Source organism: Kitasatospora sp. NPDC048545, from assembly GCF_040651155.1.
In the GTDB taxonomy this organism is placed as follows: Bacteria; Actinomycetota; Actinomycetes; order Streptomycetales; family Streptomycetaceae; genus Kitasatospora.
Genome location: NZ_JBEZIQ010000036.1, coordinates 55,714 through 79,741, shown reverse-complemented (window position 1 = coordinate 79,741; position 24,028 = coordinate 55,714). Strand labels below are relative to the sequence as shown.

At 74.7% G+C, this 24,028-nt stretch carries 19 protein-coding genes; 14 read left to right on the top strand and 5 right to left on the bottom strand.

The annotated features are described in order from the left end of the window. Positions 1 to 24: 24 nt before the first annotated feature. The gene (locus AB0D10_RS29495) at positions 25 to 2,043 is read right to left on the bottom strand and encodes a heavy metal translocating P-type ATPase (RefSeq protein ID WP_360261993.1); all 2,019 of its coding nucleotides are present in this window, start codon (positions 2,041 to 2,043) and stop codon (positions 25 to 27) included. 98 nt (positions 2,044 to 2,141) lie between these two features. Between AB0D10_RS29495 and AB0D10_RS29490 the strand changes: the two genes are divergently transcribed. Further along, complete coding sequence (locus AB0D10_RS29490) at positions 2,142 to 2,507, top strand: metalloregulator ArsR/SmtB family transcription factor (RefSeq protein ID WP_360261992.1); 366 nt, start codon at positions 2,142 to 2,144, stop codon at positions 2,505 to 2,507. A gap of 210 nt (positions 2,508 to 2,717) precedes the next feature. On the opposite strand, the gene AB0D10_RS29485 is transcribed toward AB0D10_RS29490, so the two are convergent. Together AB0D10_RS29485 and AB0D10_RS29480 are read right to left on the bottom strand one after the other, a co-directional pair. Next, positions 2,718 to 3,002 (bottom strand): hypothetical protein, encoded by a 285-nt coding sequence (locus AB0D10_RS29485; RefSeq protein WP_360261991.1) that lies wholly within the window; start codon positions 3,000 to 3,002, stop codon positions 2,718 to 2,720. Then, positions 2,999 to 3,286, bottom strand: a complete 288-nt coding sequence (locus AB0D10_RS29480; protein WP_360261990.1) for a hypothetical protein — start codon at positions 3,284 to 3,286, stop codon at positions 2,999 to 3,001. Before AB0D10_RS29480 ends, AB0D10_RS29485 begins: the two co-directional genes overlap by 4 nt. 666 nt (positions 3,287 to 3,952) lie before the next feature. Here AB0D10_RS29480 and AB0D10_RS29475 point away from each other — a divergent pair. The 13 genes from AB0D10_RS29475 (at position 3,953) to dpgD (ending at position 19,081) form a co-directional block, all read left to right on the top strand. Beyond that, a complete protein-coding gene (locus AB0D10_RS29475) occupies positions 3,953 to 4,642 on the top strand; it encodes a 2OG-Fe dioxygenase family protein (protein ID WP_360261989.1) in 690 nt (229 codons plus the stop codon). A gap of 55 nt (positions 4,643 to 4,697) precedes the next feature. Continuing rightward, complete coding sequence (locus tag AB0D10_RS29470; protein WP_360261988.1) at positions 4,698 to 5,741, top strand: diiron oxygenase; 1,044 nt, start codon at positions 4,698 to 4,700, stop codon at positions 5,739 to 5,741. Beyond that, on the top strand, positions 5,738 to 7,168 hold the full coding sequence (locus AB0D10_RS29465; protein ID WP_360261987.1) for an FAD-binding oxidoreductase: 1,431 nt from the start codon (positions 5,738 to 5,740) through the stop codon (positions 7,166 to 7,168). The genes AB0D10_RS29470 and AB0D10_RS29465 overlap by 4 nt, the downstream gene beginning before the upstream one ends. Before the next feature lie 11 nt (positions 7,169 to 7,179). Then, entirely contained in the window at positions 7,180 to 8,415 is a 1,236-nt protein-coding gene (locus AB0D10_RS29460) for an ATP-grasp domain-containing protein (protein ID WP_360261986.1), read from the top strand. 130 nt (positions 8,416 to 8,545) lie between these two features. After that, positions 8,546 to 9,880: a peptide ligase PGM1-related protein gene (locus AB0D10_RS29455; RefSeq protein WP_360261985.1), complete on the top strand. Its 1,335-nt coding sequence runs from the start codon at positions 8,546 to 8,548 to the stop codon at positions 9,878 to 9,880. Positions 9,881 to 9,904: 24 nt separating this feature from the next. Further along, positions 9,905 to 11,095 carry a glycine amidinotransferase gene (locus AB0D10_RS29450; protein ID WP_360261984.1) on the top strand — a complete coding sequence of 397 codons (1,191 nt, stop codon included), beginning with the start codon at positions 9,905 to 9,907 and terminating at the stop codon, positions 11,093 to 11,095. Beyond that, positions 11,092 to 12,198, top strand: coding sequence for a methyltransferase (locus AB0D10_RS29445; RefSeq protein ID WP_360261983.1), 1,107 nt, complete (start codon positions 11,092 to 11,094; stop codon positions 12,196 to 12,198). Before AB0D10_RS29450 ends, AB0D10_RS29445 begins: the two co-directional genes overlap by 4 nt. 118 nt (positions 12,199 to 12,316) lie before the next feature. Then, the gene (locus AB0D10_RS29440) at positions 12,317 to 13,219 is read left to right on the top strand and encodes an LLM class flavin-dependent oxidoreductase (protein WP_360261982.1); all 903 of its coding nucleotides are present in this window, start codon (positions 12,317 to 12,319) and stop codon (positions 13,217 to 13,219) included. Beyond that, positions 13,213 to 14,538: a PLP-dependent aminotransferase family protein gene (locus AB0D10_RS29435; protein ID WP_360261981.1), complete on the top strand. Its 1,326-nt coding sequence runs from the start codon at positions 13,213 to 13,215 to the stop codon at positions 14,536 to 14,538. The genes AB0D10_RS29440 and AB0D10_RS29435 overlap by 7 nt, the downstream gene beginning before the upstream one ends. Before the next feature lie 142 nt (positions 14,539 to 14,680). Next, positions 14,681 to 15,955, top strand: coding sequence for a 3,5-dihydroxyphenylacetyl-CoA synthase DpgA (gene dpgA / locus AB0D10_RS29430; RefSeq protein ID WP_360261980.1), 1,275 nt, complete (start codon positions 14,681 to 14,683; stop codon positions 15,953 to 15,955). Positions 15,956 to 16,029: 74 nt separating this feature from the next. After that, positions 16,030 to 16,803 (top strand): enoyl-CoA-hydratase DpgB, encoded by a 774-nt coding sequence (gene dpgB / locus AB0D10_RS29425; RefSeq protein ID WP_360261979.1) that lies wholly within the window; start codon positions 16,030 to 16,032, stop codon positions 16,801 to 16,803. After that, positions 16,800 to 18,191: an enoyl-CoA hydratase/isomerase family protein gene (locus AB0D10_RS29420; RefSeq protein ID WP_360261978.1), complete on the top strand. Its 1,392-nt coding sequence runs from the start codon at positions 16,800 to 16,802 to the stop codon at positions 18,189 to 18,191. Before dpgB ends, AB0D10_RS29420 begins: the two co-directional genes overlap by 4 nt. 59 nt (positions 18,192 to 18,250) lie before the next feature. Then, positions 18,251 to 19,081 carry an enoyl-CoA-hydratase DpgD gene (gene dpgD, locus AB0D10_RS29415; protein ID WP_360261977.1) on the top strand — a complete coding sequence of 277 codons (831 nt, stop codon included), beginning with the start codon at positions 18,251 to 18,253 and terminating at the stop codon, positions 19,079 to 19,081. 28 nt (positions 19,082 to 19,109) lie between these two features. On the opposite strand, the gene AB0D10_RS29410 is transcribed toward dpgD, so the two are convergent. After that, on the bottom strand, positions 19,110 to 20,528 hold the full coding sequence (locus AB0D10_RS29410) for an MFS transporter (protein WP_360261976.1): 1,419 nt from the start codon (positions 20,526 to 20,528) through the stop codon (positions 19,110 to 19,112). Positions 20,529 to 20,812: 284 nt separating this feature from the next. Then, positions 20,813 to 23,947, bottom strand: a complete 3,135-nt coding sequence (locus tag AB0D10_RS29405) for an AAA family ATPase (protein WP_360261975.1) — start codon at positions 23,945 to 23,947, stop codon at positions 20,813 to 20,815. Positions 23,948 to 24,028: the final 81 nt, after the last annotated feature.

The following is a 24,028-nucleotide window of genomic DNA, read 5'->3' as shown; positions in this document are numbered from 1 at the left end:
GCGACTCCTCCATGAGCCGGCCGCTCAGCTCCCGCCCGCCGCACGGGCGTCGGTCCACGCCGCCTCGCGCAGCAGCCGCAGCCCGTTGAGGCCGACGAGGACGGTCGAGCCCTCATGGCCGAGCACGCCGAGCGGCAGCGGCAGAGCGGCCGCCAGGTCCCAGACGACGAGGACCGAGATGAACACCGAGGCGATCACCAGGTTCTGCACGACGAGGGAGCGCGCCCGCCGGGAGAGCGCCACCACGGCCGGGACGGTGGCGAGTTCGTCGCGCACCACGACCGCGTCGGCGGTCTCCAGGGCCAGGTCGGAGCCGGCCCTCCCCATCGCGACGCCGGTGTGCGCGGCGGCCAGCGCGGGCGCGTCGTTGACGCCGTCGCCGACCACCAGCACCTTTCGTCCGGCCGTCTCCTGCTCCCGGACGGCGGCGACCTTCTCCCTCGGCAGCAGTCCGGCACGCACCTCGGCGATGCCGACCTCGGCGGCCACCCGGGCGGCGGCACCCGGGTTGTCGCCGGTGAGCAGCACCGGCGCGCGGCCGGTGAGCCGGGTCAGGGCGGCGACGGTGGCGGCGGCGTCCGGGCGCAGCCGGTCGGCGAGGCCGAGCACGCCGACCGGCACGCCGTCCACCTCGACCAGGGCGGCGGTGCGTCCGGCCTCCTCCAGGGCGGCAGCCAGCCCGGCCGCTTCGGCCGAGGCGGCGTCCGTCCGGCCGTTGATCAGCCGCACGGGCGCGCCGACGGCGACGACCCGGCCGCCGACGGTGGCGGTGACACCGGCCCCGGGAACGGAGGCGAAGTCCTCGGCGGGGGCCGGGGTGAGGGCCCGGCTGCGGGCAGCGTCCACGACGGCGCGGGCGAGCGGGTGCTCACTGGCGTGCTCGGCGGCGGCCGCGAGCGCGAGCAGCCCGTCACCGGAGAGGCCCGAGCCGCTCAGCGCGTGGATCTCGCTGACCCGGGGTGTGCCCTCGGTCAGGGTGCCGGTCTTGTCGAGGGCGACGGCGTCGGTCTGCCCGAGGCGCTCCATCACGACGGCGGACTTGACCAGCACGCCGTGCCGTCCGGCGTTGGCGATCGCGGAGAGCAGCGGCGGCATGGTGGCCAGGACGACGGCGCACGGGGAGGCGACGATCATGAAGGTCATCGCCCGCAGCAGCGAGCCGGTGAACGCGGCGCCGAGGGCGAGCGGCACGGCGAAGACGGCGAGGGTCGCGGCCACCATGCCGATCGAGTAGCGCTGTTCGACCTTCTCGATGAACAGCTGGGTGGGCGCCTTGGTCTCGGAGGCCTCCTCGACCATCGTCACGATCCGCGCGATCACGAAGTCGGAGGCGTCGCGTTCGACCTTCACTCGCAGCACGCCGGTGCCGTTGAGGGTGCCGGCGAACACCTCGTCGCCGGCCGCCTTGGCGACCGGGAGGGGCTCTCCGGTGATGGTGGCCTGGTCGACGTCGCTCGCCCCGTCCAGGACCCGTCCGTCGGCACCGATCCGCTCGCCCGGCCGCACGAGGACGGTGTCGCCGACGGCCAGTTGCCCGGTCGGCACGGTCTCCTCGGTTCCTCCCCCAGCCTCCGGCCGGGAGGTGCCCCCATCCAGCAGCCGGGTCGCCGTGGTGGGGGCGAGGTCGAGCAGCCCGCGCACCGAGTCGGCGGTCCGGGCGGTGGCCACGGCCTCCAGGGCGCCGGAGGTGGCGAAGATGACGATCAGCAGCGCGCCGTCCATGACCTGCCCGACGGCGGCGGCGCCGAGCGCGGCGACGATCATCAGCAGGTCGACGTCGAGGGTCTTCTCACGCAACGCCCGAAGGCCCGCCCAGGCGGGCTCCCAGCCGCCGGTCGCGTACGCCGACGCGTACAGCGGGCCCCAGGCCCAGGCGGGGGCACCGGCCAGTTGGAGCGGCAGGGCGATCAGGAACAGCACCGTCGCGGCGGCGGCCCAGCGGGCCTCGGGCAGCGAGAGCACTCGGGTGCGCCGCCGGGGCGCGGTGTCCGGACGCGGGGCGGCCGGGAGCGCGGGGCGTTCGGTCAGGGTGGTGGAGGACATGGCGGAGAGGACCTTCAGGGCAGGGCGCGGCCAACGACCCATCCACCATACATGAACATATGAACGCTCCTTCATGTACGAGTTGTAGTATTGGCGCCATGGGTCATGGAGCCGCCCCCACCACCGCCGTCCCGCACACGCGCCTGGACGCCGTCAGCGCTGCCCGGGTGGCCACCACCCTCCAGGCCCTGGCCACCCCCTCCCGCCTGCTGATCCTCTCCCGCCTGCGCGAAGGCCCCTGCGCCGCCACCGAACTCGCCACCGAGGTCGGCATGGAGCAGTCCGCCTGCTCCCACCAGCTGCGCCTGCTCCGCAACCTCGGCCTGGTGGTCGGGCACCGCCATGGCCGCTCGGTCGTCTACGCGCTCTACGACAACCACGTCGCCGCGCTGCTCGACCAGGCCGTCTACCACATCGAGCACCTGCGCCTGGGGCTCAGCGACGCACCGGACGTGGCCGAGTAGCAACGTCGCCGAGGAGCGGACGTCGTCGAGGAGCGGACGTCGTCGAGGAGCGGACGTCGTCGAGGAGCGGACGTCGTCGAGGAGCGGACGTCGTCGAGGAGCACATCGCCGAGGAGCGGGCGGGCAGCGCGCAGCGGGCGGGCGCCGAGGCACGGGCACCCGCCCGGTTCGACGGGGCCGCCGCCCGTCCTGCGGGCGACGCCGCGGACGTCAGGCCCCCGCGCTGCCCTGGGACCGCTTCACCAGCCTCGGCTCACCACCGTCCACGGCCACGTAGAAGTCGCCGAGGGATTCCGCCGCTTCGGCGCGCAGCCGCCCCTCGGGCAGCGCGACCTCGTGCAGCACCCTGCCCTCCGAGACGCGCACGCCGCCCGTCGACGGCGCGTCCGCGCCCACCGCTCCGGCCTCGGGTGCGGCGCTCGCCGCGATGATGTTCCCCTGCTCGTCCGCCAGCACGAGCAGCCTGGCCGGACCGCCGCTCTCGTGGTGCGTCATGTCACGCCGCCTCCGTCCAGGTGAAACCAGATGTCGGTGGTCGACGGGTTCCAGATTCCGAGGATGTAGTTGTCCTGGGCTCCGCCGAACACGGCGCGGTTCTCGATGCCGTGCCACTGGACGACGAGGTCGCGCGGATCCGCAGCGCCGCTACTGCTGTCGAGCTTCGCCTCGACGTACTGGGGCCCCTGGTAGGTACCGCCGAAGGAGTACCCGAACTGCGCCGCCTGCCCGTGGGCGAGGAACCATCGGGTCGCTCCGGGCGGCGGAAATTGCCAAGCCATGACATGACCTCCCTCATCAGCCGCCGCCTCGCGGGTGCCGGACCGCCGAACGCGGACCCCGCATCATGACCGAGAGCACATCTCGTCGGGATTCCGCTCACCGCACGTGACATCGCGTTCGGATGAGGGCTTGCGCGTTCACCTCGACCGGCGATTTCCCGGGAGGCATCGGGTGTGGACAGCAGATGATGTGTCTCCCTCCAGTCAACCGCCCGCGGGCAGGGGCCGCAAGCCCCTTCCGGTGCTCCCGGATGTCCCGTGGGCGCCGCTGACGTCGTTTCACGCAGGCGCGGAATGCGGGCGCGGAATGCGGGCGCGGAATGCAGGCGGAATGCAGGCGGAATGCAGGCGGAATGCAGGCGCGGGATGCGGGCCGGTCCGACGTCGGCCCCCTCCGGGACGTCCCCATCGGGCGGCGCCCCGCCCCGCCCCGGGTCGCCCCGGGCCGGGCACCCACTTCTTCGTACCCGGCGTGTCCGGATCACGTCATGCCGGATCCGGAAGCCCGGATCGCTTGAACGCCGCGGTCACCGCGAATGACGATGGTCATCGCAGGAGCGATCCGTCCGACCGGGCCGGTGCCCGGTTCGGGGTCCGGTGTGCCTGCGTCTCCCCTCGTGGCCTCCATTGCGTCGACTGACACCCCACAGAATGGCTGGCTTTCGCATGGCGCTCAACGATCGGCACTACCAGTTCTTCTCCGTCCCGGACCTGGACGCCTCCGTCCTCCGGGAGTTCCCGACCCTCCCTCTCGACCGTTACTGCGACGGCAAGTTCCGCCACCGCCGGTTCTCCCAGTACCGGATCGCCCACGACAGCGGCGGCGGCTGGCAGCTGGAGCTGCTGCCGCACCGCCCGTTCTGCCAGGCGACCCGGTTCAACGGCGTCACCGGCGGACAGCTGCGCGACTTCGAACCGCTGCGGATCGACCCCGCCCCCCTGGTGCGGGCCGGCGCGGAGGAGGTGCCGCTGGACACCGCCACCGCCTGGCAGGTCGACGTGCACCAGTGGCGCATCGTCTCGGACGACAGCACCCGCGGCGTCTCGGTGCCGGAAGGACCGCATCAGGACGGACACACCTTCAGCGTGATCGCCGTGATCGGCCGGGCCAACATCACCGGCGGCGAGACCCAGTTGATGCCGATGGACGACGACGAGCCCTTCGCGCGGACGGTACTGCAGCCCGGGGAGGCCGTCGTCCTCGACGACCGGAGGATGCGGCACTACGCCACCGACATCGCCGCGCCGCGCGGCCAGGAGGGGCACCGGGACCTCTTCCTGCTCGCCTACAACGCCTGGCCCGACCGGCGTTACGGCGAGGCGTACGAGAAGGCCGTACTCGCCGGCACCTGGTGACGGGTTCGCGGTACGCCAGCGGTCCCCCAGGAGGCTCCCCGAGAGGACGCACGCCATGGCCCACCTTCCGGCCGCCGACCCCGGCCACCGACAGCCACAGCCGTACGCGCACCCGCCACGGCACCCGCACCCGGGCCCGGCCCCGCACCTGCCGGAGCACGACCCGGCCGACCCCGTCGAGAACGCCGTCATCGCCCGGCTGGCCGGCAACTGGGCCCGGCGGGCCACCGTCAAGCGCGACGAGCCCGACCTGGACGAGCTGTTCGAGCCCGCGCGGCCGGACTACCCCGAACACCTGCTGCCCTTCCACGACCACCCCGCCTACCTCGCGCTCGACGAGGAGCAGCGGGCCCGGCTGCTCGCCTGGGCCTGGGTGGCGTTCAACAAGAACGTGATGGACAACGAGCAGCGGGTGGTGAACCCGGGCTTCGAGCTGATCGCCCGGGACGCCTTCGGCACCGGGCTGTCCGAGACCTCCGTCCTGGCCGCGACCCAGGCCATGGTGGACGAGCAGTACCACACCCTCATGCACCTCAACGCCAGTGCGGTGACCAGGCGCCGGCGCGGCTGGCACCTCCCGGAGGCCGAACTGCCGTTGGCGCGCAAGGCGCGCCGGCACGCCGAACGGCTGACCGGCGCCGGGCACCGCTGGCAGCGGGAACTGACCACGCTGGCCTTCGCCACCGTGTCGGAGCTGTCCATCAACGCCTACCTCGGCCTCATCGCCGACGACCCCCGCGTGCAGCCGGTGAACCGGGTCACCGCGACCCTGCACAACCGCGACGAGTACTGCCACTCCTCGATCTCCGCGGAGGTCGCCAAGGAGGTGTGCGCAGGACTGGACGCCGAACGCCGGGCCTACTTCATGGACGCCGTGGGCGACGGCATGCGCGCGTTCGGCGCCAACGACTTCACCACCTGGCGCCGGGTGGTCCGGCTGGTCGGCGTGGCGGGCGGCGAGCAGATGATGCGCGACGTCGAACAGGACCAGGGACGCACCATGCTCGTCCAGGACTACAGCGCGCTGCACCGCCTCTGCACCGATCTGGGCGCGCTGGACGAGATCGACTTCGACTGGGGCGGGGTGACCCTGCGATGACCGCGCACACCGGACGCGCCACGCGCCCGCGCCGCAGCGTGCCCGCCCTGGACGGCACCTGGCTGCGCCCCGGCAACCCCGGCTACGAGCAGGCCCGACGGGTCTGGAACGGCATGCACGACCGCCGTCCGGCGCACATCGTCCGCTGCCGCTCGGTCGCCGACGTCCGCCGGGGCCTGCGCTTCGCCGCCGAGGCGGGCCTCCCGGTGACGGTGCGCGGCGGCGGGCACAACGTGGCCGGGACGGCGGTGGCCGACGACGCCATGCTGATCGACCTGTCCCCGATGCGCGGCGTCGAGGTCGACCCGGCCGCCCGGATCGCCCGGGCGCAGGGCGGCTGCCTGCTCGGCGACCTCGACGTGGCGACCGAGCCGCACGGGCTGGTCTGCCCCACCGGCATCATCTCGCGCACCGGCCTGGCCGGGCTCACGCTCGGCGGCGGGTACGGCTGGCTCAGCCGCCGCTGGGGCCTGACCTGCGACCACCTGCTGGCCGCCCAGGTCGTGCTGGCCGACGGCTCGGTGGTCGAGGCGACCGAGCGGGACCACCACGAGCTGCTGTGGGCACTGCGCGGCGGCGGCGGGAACTTCGGCATCGTCACCCGGTTCACGCTGCGGCTGCGGCCGGCCGTCCCGGTGCACCGCCGCACCGCGGTGTACGAACTCGCGGACGCCGAAACGGCGTTGGCCCACTATCGGGCGTTCTCGGGCGAGCTCTCGGCGGACCTGCACGTGGCCGGCGCGCTCAAGGTCGCGGGCCAGTACGGAGGTCACGAGACCTGGCTGCCCGATGAGCTGCGCGGCCGGCCCGCCCTCTACCTGACGGCGGTGTGGTTCGGCGCGCCCGGGCGCGCCGAGGCCGCCTCCGAGCCGCTGTTCGCCGCGCTGCGCCCCGCCGCCTCGACCGGCGGAGAGCTCTCCCACCGGCGGCTGCAGAGCGGCGGCGACCACGAACGGCCGGACGGCAACCGCTACTTCACCAAGACCCGCTACCTCACCGACATCCCGCCGCAGGCCAACGTCGAAATGGCCGACTCGCTGGCCGCGATGCCCTCCCCGCTGTCCTCGATCAACTTCGAGTACCTGCGCGGCGCGATCGCCGACGTCCCCGACGAGGACAGCGCCTTCCCCAACCGGGACGCGCCGTTCATCCACACCGTCTCCGCGCAGTGGACCGGGCCGCAGGAGGACGCCGGGAACATCGCGTGGACCAGGCGCTCCGTGGAACGGCTCGACCCGTGGAGCCACACCGGCGGCTACGTCAACTACCTGGTGGACGAGCCCGCCGACAAGGTGCGGGAGGTCTACGGGGACGCCCGCTACCGGCGGCTGGCCGCCGTGAAGGAGACGTACGACCCGCACAACGTGCTGCACCACAACCAGAACATCCGCCCGGTGACGGCGGACCGCCCCGCACCGCCCGCGTAGGAGGAGCCCGCATGCGCGTCGCCGTAGTGGACGGCTTCTCCACCTCCCGGATCCTGGTGCGGCAGCTCGCCGAGCACGCCGTGGACTGCGTCCACCTGCGCACCCAGCCGGCGTTCCGGGACTCCTACACCCGCGGCTTCGACCCCGGCGCCTACGCCGTCGACCTCGGCCACCTGCCGGAGGACGAGGCGGTGGCGGCGCTGCGCCGGCTGGCGGTGGACCGGGTGATCGCGGGCGGCGAGTCCGGGGTGGTCCTCGCCGACACCCTGGGCCACCGGCTCGGCCTGCCCGGCAACGACGTCCGCACCGCGCCCGCCAGGCGGGACAAGGCGCGGATGGCGGAACTGCTGCGCGCGGCCGGGCTGGCCGCCCCCTCCGGCACGCTCGCCACCACCGCCGACGGTGCGGCGGCCTGGTTCACGGCCAACGGCGGCACGACCGTCGTGGTCAAGCCGCTCGCCAGCGCCGCGACCGACGGCGTGCGGATCTGCGGCACCGCGACGGAGGTCCGCGAGGCCGCCGGGGACGTCCTCGGCCGGCCGAACTTCATCGGCGCGCCCAACCGGGCGGTGCTCGTCCAGGACTACCTGGAGGGCGACGAGTACATCGTCAACACCGTCTCCCGGGACGGCGTGCACAAGGTCGCCGAGATCCTCAGGTGTGCCAAGGACAAGGGCCCGCACGGCTCGCCGGTGTACGACTACCACGAGCCGGTCCCGCGCTCCGACCCGCGGGGCGAGGAGGTGGTGGCGTACACCAAGGAGGCCGTCACCGCGCTCGGCATCGCCCACGGCGCCGCGCACAGCGAGGTGATGCTCACCCCGGCCGGACCGGTGCTGATCGAGACCGGCGCCCGGCTGATGGGCTCCATCCACCCCTGGGTGCACGAGAAGTACCTCGGCACGTCCCACGTCCACTTGTACGCCCTCGCCCTGACCGACCCGGCGGCCTTCGCGGCCTTCCCGGACGAGGACCTGCGCTGGTCGCACGAGCTGCGCCAGGTCTACCTGTCCAACCACCGGGCCGGAGTGGCCGGTTCGGACGCCTGGCAGGAGCACTACCGCGCACTGGAGTCCTTCGTGGAACTCAGCGCGCCGCTCGCCGCCGGGCAGCCCGTACCGCAGACCGTCGACCTGGCCACCGTCCCCGGCTACGTCTACCTCGCCGCGCCGTCGCTCGCCACGGTCGACCGCGACCGCGCCCGGATCCGGGCGTACGAGGAGCAGGGCGTCTACGTCCGGCCGTAGTCCCCCGGGCCCACGGCCCGTCTCTTCCGGAAGCACAGCGCCCCGCACCGCTCCTCCCGCCCGCGTCCCGCCCGCGTCTCTCTCCCGCCCGCACACGTCCCGCACGTACCTCCCCGGAAGGAAGACCGCCATGCCCCGGCTGCTGATCGGCAACTGCTTCACCGACGAACTCGCCGGCGACCCGGTGCTGCTGCCGCAGGCGCACCTGAAGACGGCCGCCGCCTCCGCCCAACTGCTCATCTGGTTCGCGCAGCCGGACGACATCGTCGTCCTGCCGCAGGATCCGGAGGAGGAGCTGGTCGACTACATCACCGCCCTGACCGGCACCCCGCGCTCCGCCTTCCAGGTGCTGGTGCCGCCCCCCGGCGCCGCCGGGACCGACCTGCTCACCGCCGACCGACTCGCGAACCCCGGGTTCCGCGAGGACCTCGCCAAGGCCATCGCCGACCGGCCGGTGGCGGCCGTCGTCCCGCTGACGCCGGAGGCCTCGGTGGTCGAACTGGGCCGCGCGCTCGGCTTCCTGGAGGCCGTCCCGGGCCACGCCTTCGTCGGCCAGGGCGGCGGGATGCTCCTCAACAGCAAGGCGGTCTTCCGCGCCGTCGCGGCCGGGTCCGGCGTGCCGCTGCCGGAGGGCGGGGTCTGCACCAACAGGGTCGACGCGGAGGAGGTCATCGCCGGCCTGTTCGCCAAGGGCCACCCGGCGATGGTCAAGCGCGACTACTCCTGCGGCGGCCTGGGCAACGAGATCGTCAGCCCCGTCGACGGCTACCGCCCGGTCGGTGCCGAGCGGGTCCTCGTCCTCCCCGACCGCGCCGCGATCCGCGCCTACCTGGACGAGCGCTGGGACTGGGCCACCAACGGCAGCCGCTACCCGGCCGTGGTCGAGCGCTACGTCCCCGACAGCCGCGGCATCTTCGTGGAGTTCGTCATCACCGACGACGGCCCGGTCTTCTCCGAGCACGGCGAGATGCTCTCCGCGCCGGTCGCCAACGCGCAGGTCATCCCCTCCCCCGCGCTGCCGCCCCGCGCGCTGCCCGAACTGGTCGCCGCCGGCGGCCGGTTGTGCGAGACGCTGCGGATGATGGGCTTCCGCGGCCAGTTCTGCGCCGACGCCATCGTGACCGCCGACGGCGAGGTGATGTTCACCGAGTACAACGGGCGGATCACCGGCTCCACGCACATCTACACCGTCATCGGCCGGCAGCTGGTCGGCCCGGACTACGCCGACAGCCGGGTGCTCGTGGAGTACTGCAGGTGGCCGGTGCCCTCGTTCCGGGCCGCCGCCGACAAGCTCGCCGAGGCCGGCCTCGCCTACGACCGGACCACGCGCACCGGCGTCGTCCTGGTGAAGGCGTTCAGCCACGCCGACGGCACCGTGCGGTTCTGTGCGATCGCCGAGGACTTCGAGGCCGCCGAGGCCGTCCGCGAGCGGGTCGAGTCCCTGTTCCTGCCCACCGCGGCCTGACGCCGCACCGACGGAGGATCAACCATGGCATCGCTGAACAGCTACGACGAGTGGTCGAGGCTGCGCGAGGTGGTCGTCGGCTCGGCCGAGAACTACACCTCGCACGAGCGCGAGCTCTCCTTCGACCTCTTCCACCACGACAACCTGGTCCGTTCCGAGTGGTACTACCCCCGGCTCACCGCCCCGGGATCCGACGACCGGCCCGCCGGTGACGGCGCCGATGGGGCCGTTGGGGCCGGTGGGGCCGGCGGCCGCACCAGCCAGTCGCCGATCAAGCAGCGCTACGTCGACGAGCTCACCGAGGACATCGAGGGCATCGCCGCCACCCTGCGCTCCCTCGGCGTGAAGGTGCTGCGCCCGCTGCCGCTGGACAAGGCCACCGTCGAGGTGCGCACCCCGGCGTGGTCGGCCGCCGTCGTACCGCCGCTCAACCTGCGGGACAACACCCTGGTGCTCGGCGACGAGATCGTCGAGACGCCGCCGATGATCCGCTCCCGCTACTTCGAGACCCAGCTGCTCACCCCGGTGTTCGCCGAGTACTTCGCCTCGGGCGCCCGCTGGACGGTCATGCCGCGCCCGCTGATGACGGACGCCTCCTTCGACCCGTCCTACGCCGACAGCTCGGCCGGCGGCCCGACCGAGCCGGTCCGGAACCCGCGGTCCTCCCCGTACGACGTCGGCTTCGAGATGATGTTCGACGGTGCGCAGTGCCTGCGGCTCGGCCGCGACGTGGTCGTCAACGTCTCCACCGCCAACCACGCCCTCGCCGTCGACTGGCTGGAGCGCCACTTCGAGGGCCGGTTCCGCTTCCACCGCGTCCACCGGCTCAGCGACAGCCACATCGACAGCATGGTGCTCGCGCTGCGGCCCGGCACGCTGCTGGTGCGCAACGAGCAGGTCGCCGAGCTGCTGCCCGAGCCGCTGCGCACCTGGGACCTGATCGTCCCGCCGGTGCCGGAGGTGAACAACTTCCCGCAGTACGAGGACGACGACCTGATCCTCACCAGCAAGTACATCGACCTCAACGTGCTCTCGGTGGACGAGGAGACCGTCCTGGTCAACGCCGCCTGCCCGGAGCTGATCCGCACCCTGGAACGAGCCCGCTTCACCGTCGTCCCGGTGGTGCACCGCCACCGCCGGCTGTTCGGCGGCGGGTTCCACTGCTTCACCCTCGACACCGTGCGCGACGGCGGGCCGGAGGACTACCTCGGATGACCGGCACCCGCGACCCCCACGACCCCCACGGCACCGGGGACGCCCGGGACACCTGCGCTGCGCACGGCACCCACGACCGGGACCGGGTGCTGGAGCGCTTCCACCTGATCGCCAACGGCCCCGCACTGTTCAACGCCGTCGTCGCCGGCGCGGAGCTGGGCGTCTTCACGCACCTGTCGCGGCACCCGAAGTCCTCCTTCGACGAGGTCCGGGCCGCCCTCGGCCTGCCCGCGCACCAGCTGCGGGTGCTGCTGTTCGCGCTGTGCACCACCGAGCTGATCCGGCGCGACGGCGGCGCGTACCGGAACACCCCGGTCGCCGAGGACTTCTTCGCGTCCGGCGGCGAGGACGACTGGGGGGACATCCTGGCCGGCTGGCAGCGGATCTACTACCCGGCGTTCGCACACCTCACCGAGGCCCTGCGCAGCGGCGAGAACACCGCGCTCGCCGCGTACCCCGGCTCCGAACCCACCCTCTACCAGCGGCTGGAGCACCGCCCCGAGCTGCAGGAGGTGCTGCACCGCTCGATGACCGCGTTCACCCTGCGGTCGATGAGCGGGATCGTCGACCACCTGGACCTGGCCGGCGTCGAGCACGTCCTGGACGTCGGCGGCGGCGACGGCACCACCGCCAAGGCGCTGGCCGCCGCCCACCCCGGCGTGCGGTTCACCGTCTTCGACGTGCCGGGCGTCGCCGAGATCGGCAGCCGCCGGATGGCCGAGCCGCTCGCCGACCGGGTCGCGCTGCACCCCGGCGACATCTTCCTCGACCCGTTCCCGCGCGACGCGCAGTGCGTGCTCTTCAGCCACTGCCTGGAGGTCTTCGACGGCGACCAGATCCTGGCCCTGCTGACCAAGGCCTTCGACGCCCTGCCGCCCGGCGGGAGGGTCGCGGTGTACGGCTACCACGCGGCCGACGACGAGCAGCGCGGCCTCTACGGCGCACGGCTCTCGCTCTACCTCAACGTGCTGGCCACCGGCCAGGGGATGGCCTACCCGGCGGACGACTACGAACGCTGGCTCGGCCGGGCCGGGTTCGTGGACGTCGGAACCGTCCCGGACCTCCCGTACGAGCACGGGCTCGTCACCGGCGTCCGGCCGTGAGCCCGGTCGTGCGTCCGACCGTGAGCCCGGTCGTGCGTCCGGTCGTGCGTCCGACCGCCGACCCGGCCGCCGGCGCGGCCGGGTCCGCGGCCACCGTGCGCCCGCGGGAGGGGCGGTCATGCGCGTCGGCATCGTGATCCTCCCCGAGCACCGCTGGCCCGAGGCCCGCGAACGATGGCTCCGGGCCGAGGAGTTGGGCTTCGACCACGCTTGGACGCACGACCACCTGAGCTGGCGGTGGCTGCGCGACGAACCCTGGTTCGGCTGCCTGCCGACCCTGGCCGCCGCAGCCGCCGTCACCTCGCGGATCGAGCTGGGCACGCTGGTCGCCACACCCGAGTTCCGCCACCCCGTCCCCTTCGCCAAGGAGGTCATGACGATCGACGACATCTCCGGCGGCCGGATGGTCTGCGGGCTCGGCGCGGGCGCGGGCGGCCACGACGGCACCGTGCTGACCGGCCGGGGCCGCCCCGCGGCCGAACGGGCCGACCGCTTCTCCGAGTTCGTCCACCTCACCGACCTGCTGCTGCGCCGGCCGGTCACCGACCACAGCGGCCGTTACTACGGCGCGCACGGCGCCCGGATGCGTCCCGGCTGCGTCCGGCGGCCCCGGGTCCCCCTCGCGGTGGCCGCCGGGGGCCCGCGGGCGATGCGGCTGGCCGCCGGGTACGCCGACATCTGGATCACCAACGGCACGCCCGGCCGGTTCGACGCCCTGCCGTACCGCGAGGCGCTGCCGCTGCTCGCCCGGCAGCGGACCGCGCTGGACGAGGCCTGCGCGGAGGCCGGGCGGGACCCGGGGACGCTGCGCCGGCTGCTGCACACCGGCGCGACGGTCGGCGGCGTCCTCGACTCCCCGGCCGCCTTCGAGGACGCGACGGGCCTCCTCGCCGACCTCGGGTTCACCGACCTGGTGGTCAACTGGCCCCGGCCGCACCACCCGTACGCCGGGGACGCCGCCGTACTGGAGCGGATCGCCGCCGTGCTTCCGGGCAACTCCGGGAGGCGACTGACGTGTTGACCACCGACGACCTGCACGCCAGCGTGTCGGACCCGCTGCTGGACACGATGAACTTCCTCAACGAGATCACCACGCGCTACCCGGAGGCGATCTCCTTCGCCCCCGGCCGGCCGTACGACGGCTTCTTCGACGTCGAGCAGGTCTTCGCCCATCTGCGCCGCTACCTCGACCACTTGGCGGAGACCGGCGCCTCCCCCGGGCAGGTCCGCGACGCGTTGTTCCAGTACGGCCCGACTGCCGGGCGGATCCGGGAGCTGGTCGCCGACTCGCTGCGCAAGGACGAGGGGATCGACGTCCCCCCGGAGGCCGTGGTGGTGACGGTCGGCTGCCAGGAGGCGATGCTGCTCGCGGTGCGCGCGCTGCACGCCCGGCCGGAGGACGTGCTGCTGGTGGCCAGCCCGTGCTACGTCGGCATCGCCGGGGCGGCCCGGGTGCTCGACGTCGAGACCGCGCCGGTCCACGACCGCGACGGCGGCTTCGACTGCGCCGCACTGCGGGAGGCGGTGCTCGCCGAGCGCGCCCGGGGCCGCCGGCCGCGGGCCTGCTACCTGATCCCGGACCACGCCAATCCGCGCGGCACCACCGTGCCGCTCGCGACCCGGCACCGACTCCTCGACCTGGCCGACGAGTTGGACCTGCTCCTGCTGGAGGACAGCCCGTACCGGATGGTCAGTCCCGGGGCGCAGCTGCCCACTCTCAAAGCCCTCGACCTCCGACGGGCCGGTCACCGCGGCCCCCGGGTGGTCCACCTCGGCTCGTACGCCAAGACGCTGTTCCCCGGCGCCCGGGTCGGCTACGTCGTCGCCGACCAGCCGGTGACCGACCGGGCGGGACGCACCGGGCTGCTCGCCGCCGAACTCACCAAGATCAAGAGCATGGTCACGGTGAACACCTCCCCGCTCGGCCAGGCCGTGGTGGCGGGGATGCTGCTCGCCGCCGACGGGCACACCGGCCGGCTCAACGCCGAGAGCTCCGCCTACTACGGCGACACCATGCGGGCCACCCTGCGCCGCCTGGCGGAGTGCTTCCCGCCCGCGCGCCGGGAGGCCCTCGGGGTGCGCTGGACCCACCCCGAGGGCGGGTTCTTCCTGGCCCTGGACGTACCGTTCGCCGCCGACAGCGCGGCGCTGGCCCGCTCGGCCCGGCAGTACGGCGTGATCTGGACGCCGCTGTCGTACTTCCACCCGCACGGCGGCGGGACCCACGGCATCCGCCTGTCCACCAGTTACCTCACCGAGCACGACATCGCCGAGGGGATCGCGCGCCTGGCGCGCTTCGTCGAGGCGGAGGCGTCCGGTGGAGGGAGGCCGCTCCGTTGACCCCCACGACCCGCACCGGCACGACCCGCCCGGACGGTTCCCTCACGTCCCGCCCGGACCGTGACCGCGCACCACGCCCGGACCGTACCCGCAGCCCCCGGACACCGCGCGGCACCCGCCGCCGGTGGGGATGGACCTACCGATGACCCTCAGCACCGTCAGCGCCCCGGGCACCGTCGACACCGTCGGGGCCCCCGTCGACACGGCGGCGCCCGCCGACCCCGTCCGCCGCCAGAGCCGCCCCTCCTCCCTCACCTGGTCCCGCGCCCCCGGCCCCGACGCGGGCCCGGGCCCCGTACCCGCCCCCGCCGCCGTCCCCGGCCCGGCCCGCGCCCTGACCGCGCCGCGCATCACCGGCGTCGGCACCGCGGTGACGCCCGAGTCGTACACCCAGCACGAACTGCTCGGCATCTTCGGGATCGAGGACCCCAAGGTCCGCTCGGTCTTCCTGAACAGCGCCATCGAACGCCGCCACCTGACCCTCCCGCCCCGGGACGAGCGCGGCCGCTGCCTGCCCGAGTCCCAGGGCGAACTGCTCGCCAAGCACCGCCGGCTGGCCGTCGACATGGGCGCGCGGGCCCTGCTCGACTGCCTCGCCGACGCCGGGCTCGGCCTCTGCGACATCGACTACCTGTGCTGCGTCACCACCACCGGCTACCTCACCCCCGGCCTGACCGCCCTGCTGATCCGCGAGCTCGGAATCGCACCGGACTGCCACCGGGTCGACGTCGTCGGGATGGGCTGCAACGCCGGACTCAACGCCCTCAACGCAGTCGCCGCGTGGGCCGCCGCCCACCCCGGGCAGGTGGCCGTGATGGTCTGCGCCGAGGCCTGCTCGGCCGCGTACGCCTTCGACGACACCCTGCGCACAGCCGTCGTGAACAGCCTGTTCGGCGACGGCGCGGCCGCGATCGCGGTGGTCGCGGGTGAGGAGGCCGCACCGGCGGCGGGCCCGGACGGGGAGGCCGCCCCGCGCGGCCCGCGGATCCTCTCCTTCGCCAGCCGCATCATCACCGACGCCTTGGGCGCGATGCGCTACGACTGGGACGACGAGCAGGTTCGGTTCAGCTTCTTCCTCGACCCGGAGATCCCGTACGTGGTGGGCGCCAACGCCGAACGGGTCGTCGACGGCCTGCTGTCCGGAGCGGGCCTGCGGCGCGGCGACATCGCCCAGTGGCTGGTGCACTCCGGCGGCAAGAAGGTCATCGACGCGGTCCGGCTCAACCTCGGGCTCACCCGCCACGACGTCCGCCACACCACCGGCGTCCTGCGCGACTACGGCAACCTGTCCAGCGGCTCCTTCCTTTTCTCCTACGAACGCCTGCTGCGCGAACGGGTCGTGCGCCCCGGCGAGTACGGCGTGCTGATGACGATGGGCCCGGGTTCGACGATCGAGACGGCGCTGGTGCAGTGGTGACGAACGGGACAGGGACAGGAACGCGGGCCGGCACGCCGACAGGCACGCCGACAGGGACGGGGACAGGGGCGGACATGGACGGGACCGACGTGGTGACCCTCGCGATCGACGGCACCCGACCGCTGTCGGCGGCCTCCGTGGCCGCCGTCGCCCAGGCCTGCGACCGGGTCCAACACGGCCCGGGCGCCCGGCTGGTGCTGCGCGTCGCGGGCGCGCCCGGGCCGGGCTGGACCGACGGGCTGACGGTCGGCCTGGTGAGCAAGTGGGAGCGCGGACTGCGCCTGCTGGAGCGGCTGCCCGCTCTCACCCTGGCCGTGGCGGACGGCGACTGCGGCGGCACCGCCCTGGACGTCCTGCTCGCCGCCGACTACCGGATCGCCACCACCACCGCCCGGCTGGTCGTGCCGGTGACCGGCGGCGGCGCGAGCGGCACCTGGCCGGGGATGGCGCTCTACCGGCTCGCGCGCCAGGGCGCGGGCATCGCCACCGTCCGCCGGGCCCTGCTGTTCGGCGAGCCGGTCGACGCCTTCCGGGCCCGGTCGGTCCACCTGGTCGACGAGGTCTCCGACGACGTGACCGGCGCGCTGGCGACCGCCGCGGAACTGCTCGGAACGCTGTCCGGGGCCCTGCCCGGAGCACGGCCCACGGCCCTGTCCGGAGCCGAACTGGCCATCCGGCGCCAGCTGATGTTCGACGCGGGCACCACCTCCTTCGAGGAGGCCCTCGGCGTGCACCTGGCAGCCTGCGACCGGGTGCTGCGGCGCACGGCGGACAGCACGACGGCGGACGGCACAACGGCGGACGGCACAACGGCGGACGGCACGACGGCGGCCGGCGGGACGGCATGAGCGCCCGCCACGACGTCCGGGGCGGACTCCCCTCCGCCCGCAAGGCCCTGGCCCTCGCTGCCGAACGCTGCGAGGGCCGACTCGCCGCGCTCCCCCCGCCCGGCCACCGCACCCCCGCCGAACGCGCCACCGCGGCCCGGGCGCACGACGAGGCCCGCGGCCTGCGCCACCTGTTCCTGACGGCCCACGTCGACGCCGTCCACGACGAGCTCACCGCCGGCCGCACCCGGCACCCGCGCATCGCCGAACTCGCCGCCGACGCCGCCCTCGCCTTCCCCGGACTGGTGCCCGGCGCCGAGGCGCTGGCGGCCGAACACGCCCTGCCGCAGGCCGAGAAGGAGGGCCGGGAGATCGACCAGGGCCTGTTCTTCCGGCACGTCCTCGCCTCGCCCACCGCCGGCCCCCACCTGCTGGACGCCATGCTGCGCCCCACCGGCCGCGCCCTGGCCCTGCTGCCGGAGTTCACCGCCACCGGCCGCGCCGACCTCGGCTCGGTCCGGATCGAGCGCACGGACGGCGCCGCGCGGCTCACCATGGTCCGGGAGGACTGCCTCAACGCCGAGGACCCGCGCCAGGTCGACGACATGGAGACCGCCGTCGACCTCGCCCTGCTCGACCCGGGCACCGAGGTCGGCCTGCTCCGCGGTGGCGTCATGAGCCACCCCCGGTACGCCGGCCGGCGGGTGTTCAGCGCGGGCATCAACCTCAGGAGCCTGCACGGCGGCTGCATCCCCCTGGTCGACTTCCTGCTGCGGCGCGAACTGGGCTACATCCACAAGCTGATCCGCGGGGTGCTCCCCGTCGACGGACCCGGCGCCGGTGCGGCCGGCGGCGCCGGTCCCGGCCGCGGCACCGCCGCCCACCCCGACGAGCGTCCGCGCTGGGACCGCCGGACGGTGGAGAAACCGTGGGTCGCGGCCGTCGACACCTTCGCCATCGGCGGCGGCGCCCAGCTGCTGCTGGTGTTCGACCACGTGATCGCCGTCGCGGACGCGTTCTTCAGCCTGCCCGCCGCCAAGGAGGGCATCGTGCCCGGCGCGGCCAACTTCCGCCTCGGCCGGGCGATGGGCGCCCGGCGGTCCCGCTCCCTGGTGCTCGGCGGCCGCCGCATCCGCGCCGCCGAGCCCGACGCCCGGCTGCTGGCCGACGAGGTGGTCGAACCCGAGGAGGTGGACGCAGCCGTCGAACGGGCCTTGCGGTCGCTGCGCGGCCCGGGCGTACTGGCCAACCGGCGGATGCTCAACCTCGCGGAGGAGCCGGAGGACGCGTTCCGCCGGTACATGGCCGAGTTCGCCCTCCAGCAGGCGCTGCGGCTGTTCGACCCGGACGTCCTCGCGAAGGCCGGGCGCTTCTCGGCGCGGCCGGGCGCGGGGACGGCGACACCGTGAGCGGGGATGCGGCGAACGGTTCAGCGGTCGAGGGCCCCGCGGCGAACGGGCGTCCGCGCGTGCGCTACGTCAAGGACGGCCACGTCGCCCGGGTCACCATCGACCGCCCGGAGGTCCTCAACGCGATGGACCTGCGCACCCACGCCGAACTGGCCGAGGTGTGGGACGACGTCCAGGCCGACGACCGGATCCGGCTGGCCGTGCTCACCGGCGCGGGCGACCGGGCCTTCTCGGTCGGCCAGGACCTGCACGAACGCGCCCGGCTCGACGCCGAGGGCGGACCGCGTACCTCCTTCGGCAGTCGCGGCCTGCCCGGCCACCCCCGGCTGACCGAGCGCTTCGGCCTGGTCAAGCCGGTGATCGCCCGGGTGGACGGCTACGCGCTCGGCGGCGGCTTCGAACTCGCCCTCGCCTGCGACCTGGTGATCGCCTCCGACCGCGCGGTGTTCGCGCTGCCGGAGGCGGGCCTCGGGCTGATGCCGGGCGCGGGCGGCGTGTTCCGGCTGGTCCGCCAGCTGCCGCTGAAGACCGCGATGGGCCACCTGCTGACCGGCCGGCGGATGGACGCCGCCGCGGCGCTGCGGTTCGGCCTGGTGAACGAGGTCGTGCCGGCCGAGGAGCTCGACGCCCGCACCGAGGCCTGGGTGCGGGACGTGCTGCGCTGCGCGCCGCTGTCCCTCTACGCGATCAAGGAGGCCGCCCTGGCCTCGCTCGACCTGCCGCTCGCCGAAGCCTTCGGCACCCGCTTCACCTGGGAGGAGCGGCGTCGCCGCAGCCGGGACGCCGTCGAGGGCCCCCGCGCCTTCGCGGAGGGGCGGGAGCCCCGCTGGGCCGGACTGTCCGCCGACAGCCCGGCCCAGCACCCCGGGGCCGGAGCCCCGGAGGTCTGACGGTCGCCCGGTCGTCGGCGCATTCCGGTTACGGCGTGGCCGACGACCGTGCGGCGGTCGTCTGCCCCGATCCGTCCGGTTCACTCCTCTTCGTCCCGCCGGGCTGCGCGGCCGCGGACGGCGGCGTCGCGGGCACCGTCCCCGCCGCCGGATCCGCTGGGGCCGTCCGCGCCGCCGGATCCGCGGGCACCGTCCCCGCAGCGGCCTCCCCGGCCCCGGCGGCCTCCTCCGCCATCCGGTAGCGGGTGAACTCCGGCACCGCCTTCGCCAGCGCCAGCGCCCCGACCACGCAGGCCACCCCGCCCGCCACCGCCGCGACCGCGGGCCCGCAGGCCGCCGCCACCAGGCCTGCCCGGACATCACCGAGCCGCGGCCCGCCGGCGCCGACCACCGTGAGCACCCCGGAGGTCCGCCCGCGCAGTTCGTCCGGGGTCTCGTGCTGCAGGATCGACGACCGCTCGACCGCGCTGACCGTGTCGGCGTACCCGGCGACCGCGAGCAGCAGCATGGCGAGCCACAGCGAGCCCGCCAGCCCGAGCGCCCCCAGCGAGATGCCCCAGGCGAGCACGGCCAGCAGCGCGGCCCGTCCGAGCCGACGGACCTTCGGCATCCAGCCGCCGAACATCGACCCCAGGAACGCCCCGCTCGCCAGCGCCGCCGACAGGTAGCCGGCCAGCTCCGGGCCGCCGTGGAAGCGCTCCACGGCGAGGATCGGGAAGAGCGCGGTGGGCATCGCGAAGACCGTCGAGTTGAGGTCCAGGACGTAGCACATCCACAGCACCGGACGGGACTTGAGGTACCGGATGCCCTCCAGCACCGAGGACAGGTCGGCGCGCCGCCCGCCGCCCTCGGGCAGGACGGCCGGCAGTCCGGCGATGAACGTGATGGCGAGCACGAAGCAGGCCACGTCCACCGCGTACGCGGCACCGTACCCGCCGAGGGAGACCGTCGCGCCGGCCGCCAGCGGCCCCCCGACGATGCCGACGGTGAAGACCAGCAGCAGCAGGGCGTTGGCGGCGGGCAGGTCCTCCGGCTCGACCAGCCGGGGCAGCAGCGCCCGCCGGGTCGGCAGGTCGATCGCGAAGAACGCGGCCTGGACGGTGACGCAGGTGTAGAGGAGCCAGAGGCTGTCGGCGTGCGCGACCGCCTGCACCACCAGGGCGACGCTCACCGCGGCCGAACCGGAGGAGGTGATCAGGATCAGCCGGCGGCGGTCCATCGAGTCGGCGATCGCCCCGCCGTAGATGCCGAAGACGACGATCGGCAGCAGCGCGGCAAGGCCGACCATGCCGAGGGCGACGGAGGAGTGCGAGACCGAGTACACCTGCCAGGGCACCGCGACCTGGGTCACCTGGCTGCCCACCATGGTCAGGCACTGGCCGACGAACAGTCTCCGGAAGCCTGGGGACCGCCGCAGCGGTGTGACGTCGGCGAGCAGTTCCTTCATGGGTCCTTCCCCCTGTGGAGAGTCGCGTGGCCGCGCGGGGCTCATGCGCGGGCGCGGACCAGTCTCGGCCGGACGGCGGGGCGGCACATCGGGAGATCACGTCGTGTCGGCGGGTGTCCGCCGGGTGGGGGTAAGGGCCGGGTAAGGGCACGCCCCCGCCGCGACGGTTCGGGCCGCTCGAAGGCCCTTCGCGGGCGCGACGGTTCAGGGCTGCGGCAGCTCAGGGCTGCGACGGTTCGGGGCAGCGGCAGTTCAGGACTGCGGCAGTTCAGGGCTGTGGCAGTTCACGACTGCGACGGCGGCCCGAGCAGGCGCTGTCGGTGGGCGGCGTCCACCGCCTCGGTCCGGCTTCCCGCACCGAGCTTGGCCATCACCCGGGTCAGGTGGACGCTGACGGTCTTCTCGCTGATGAACAACCGCTCGCCCACCTCCCGGTTGGTGAGGCCCTGGGCCACCAGGGCGAGCACCGAGCGTTCCCGCTCGGTGAGCGGTCCGTTCCCGGCTTCCGCGACCCGACCCGCCGCCCCCGCCGACCGGACCCCGATCCGTCCGGCCAGGTCCTCGACGGCCGCCAGCAACGGCGCCGCGCCGAGTCGGCGAGCGATCCGGGCCGCCTGCTCCAGGTCTGCGCCCGCCTGTGCCCTCGTCGCGTGGCCGGCTCGGCGGCCGGCGCCCGCCGAGCGGGTGCGCACCAGCACCTCGGCGCGCCGCCAGAGCGCCTGCGCCCGACGGTACGGGTCGCCGCCTCCACGGCCTCCACCGCCGCCGTCGCCGGCCGCGAAGGCCTCGGCGACTGCGGCCCACTGCTCGGCGGTGGTCTCGCCGAGCGCGGTCCGGTGCTCGGCCTCGATCCAGGCCGACCAGCCCCGGGACGGCGCGTCCTCGGCCCGCGCGCGGGCCCGGGCCGCGAGCGCGGCCACCGCCCCGGCATCGCCGAGCCGGCCGTACGCGGTCGCGCCGAGCGCGCACAGCGGCAGCTCCTCCGCCCGCCGGGCCGCCGAGTCCTCGCCGCGGTCCCGGTCGAGCGCCCGCCGGACCAGGTCGGCGGCCTCCTCCGGCCGGCCCCGCCACAGCGCCGCCTCGGCGAGCGCCTGCGCGGCGAGCAGTGCGAGGTGCGGGGGGACCGGATCCCGGCCGCACCCATCGACCTCCTCGCCGCGTGCGGCCACCAACACCGTTTCCGTCACATGAAGTTGACGGATAATCAGATCCGATGGAGGGGTATGGTCCGGCCGTAGCGCCGCCCCGGCCCCGGCCCAGTCGCCGGCCCGGAAGAGCGCGACCGCGCGGGCCGTCCGCAGCCGTAGGCCGTACTCGCTCCAGGTGGTCCCGGTCCGCTCGGCCCGCTCCTCGCCGGCCACGAACTCGGCCACCGCCCCGGCCGGGTCACCGGCCAGCAGCCTGGTCAGCCCCAGCCCGTAGTGCGCCCGCAGCTCGACCCCGAAGTGGCCCGACACGCCGCCGTGTTGGCGCATGTCGGCCAGCACCGCGGCGGCGCCGGGCCGGCGCAGCCCGACGAAGGCCAGCGTGATCCGCGCGTCGGCCTCCGCACCCAGCGCGTCGCACTCCGGCCCGTAGGGGTCCGTTCCCGGCGCGAACGCCGCCTGTGCGCCGGCCGCCAGCGCATCCCGGACGGCGCTCGCGGCCTGCTCGGACGCCTCCTCCGTCCGGCCGAGCCGGTGCAGTGCGCGGGCGAGCAGCGCATGGCTCCAGGCCCGGTCGGCGGACGGCGGCCCGGCGTCCAGCAGCCGCAGCGCGATCCCGGCCTGCCGGGCGGCCCGTTCGGCCCGTCCGGGGAACTCCAGCAGCCGCAGCCCGTACCGCAGCCGGGTGGCCGCCGCGACCGCCGGATCGCCGTCCGCCTCGGCGAGTTCGACGGCCTTCTCCTGCAGCGCCAGGGCCCGTTCGGGCTCACCGCTGTCGCCCGCGCCCATCGCGGCCAGCCGGGTGAGGCCGACCGCACTCGTCCCGGTGACGGCGGCCGCGTCGGGCACGCGCGGCCACAGGTCGAGGGCGCGCTCGCCGTGCGCCAGCACCTCGCCGAACGCACCCCGGTGCGCGGCGTCCCGGGCGGCGCGCACGCTGGCGTCCAGCGCCAGCGGGAGGTCGTGCGCGGCCAGCGCGTGGAAGGCCACCTCGGCGGCGCCGCCCCGGGACCGTTCCAGCAGGGCGGCGCAGCGGGCGTGCAGCCGGGCGCGCAGGCCGGGGAGCAGGCCTCCGTACACCGATTCGCGCAGGAGGGCGTGCCGGAAGCCGTAGCTCTCGGCGGCGACCGCGCCGACGGCACCGGCCGGTCCTGTGGCTGCGGTCCGCGCTGCGGACGTGGTCCACTCGACGGATGTGCTCCACGCGGCGCCGGTGACGGTCCCGGGCGGCTCCTCGGTGATCAGGACACCGTGATCCAGGGCCTGTTGGAGTGCGTCGTCCAGGTCCGCGCCCCCCAGCTCGGCGAGCGCCCCCAGGGTTTCGGCCGGCGCCGGGCGGCCGACCACGGCGGCGGCGCGGAGCAGCAGCCGGGTCGGGTCCGCGAGACGCTCGACCCGGGCGGTCAGGACCTCCGACAGGCTGCCGGTCGGACCGACGGACCGGGAACCCGTCCAGGTACTCGTCCGGACGCTCGTCCGCGCGCCCGTCCGGGTGCTCGTCCGGGTGCTCGTCGCGGCGGCGACCAGTTCCTCGGCGAAGAACGGGTTGCCGTCGCAGCGCCGGGCGATGCGGTCGAGCTCGGCGTCCTCCGGCGGCGGTCCGCCCTCCGTCGGCGCCGCCAGCGCCCGTACCAGGTCGAGGGTCACCTCCTCGGTCAGCGGGGCGAGTTCGAGCCGGTGCACGCCCGGCAGCCGGTACAGCTCGGCCAGCACCCGGCGCAGCGGGTGGCTCCGCTCCAGGTCGTCGCTGCGGTGGCTCGCGACGGTCAGCACGGGCCCGGGGCCCAGCCGGGACAGCAGGAACGTCAGCAGGTCCAGGCTGGACCGGTCGGCCCAGTGCAGGTCCTCGATCACCAGCACCACCGGCGTGTCCCGGGCCAGCTCCCGCACGGCCGCCAGGACCGCCGAGAACATCCGCACCCGGCCCGGCGGCCGACCGCCCGCGTCTGCTGCCGGTCCGGCGGTCAACAGGCCCAGCACACCCTCGTGTTCGGGCAGCCGGCCGGCCGCCGTCGCCTGCAGGGCGAGCTCGGCGAACGGCAGGTAGGGCAGCTCCGACCGGGTGTCGACGCAGCGCCCGGTCAGCACCAGCGCGCCGGAACGCCCGGCGGCGGACGCGAATTCCTCGATCAGCCGGGTCTTGCCGATGCCCGCCTCGCCGACCACCACGACGGCTGCGGGCTCCCCGGTCCGGACGCGGTCCAACGCGCCGAGCAGGTCTCCGAGTTCGTCGTCCCGCCCGACGAGTCCGATCCCGGCCCGGCGTCGCAGCATGCCGACGAGCATGGCACGGGCGCCGGGGGCGCTCAAAGGACCGCGCCCGGGACGCCGCCCGGAGCCTGCGCCGGTCCCCCG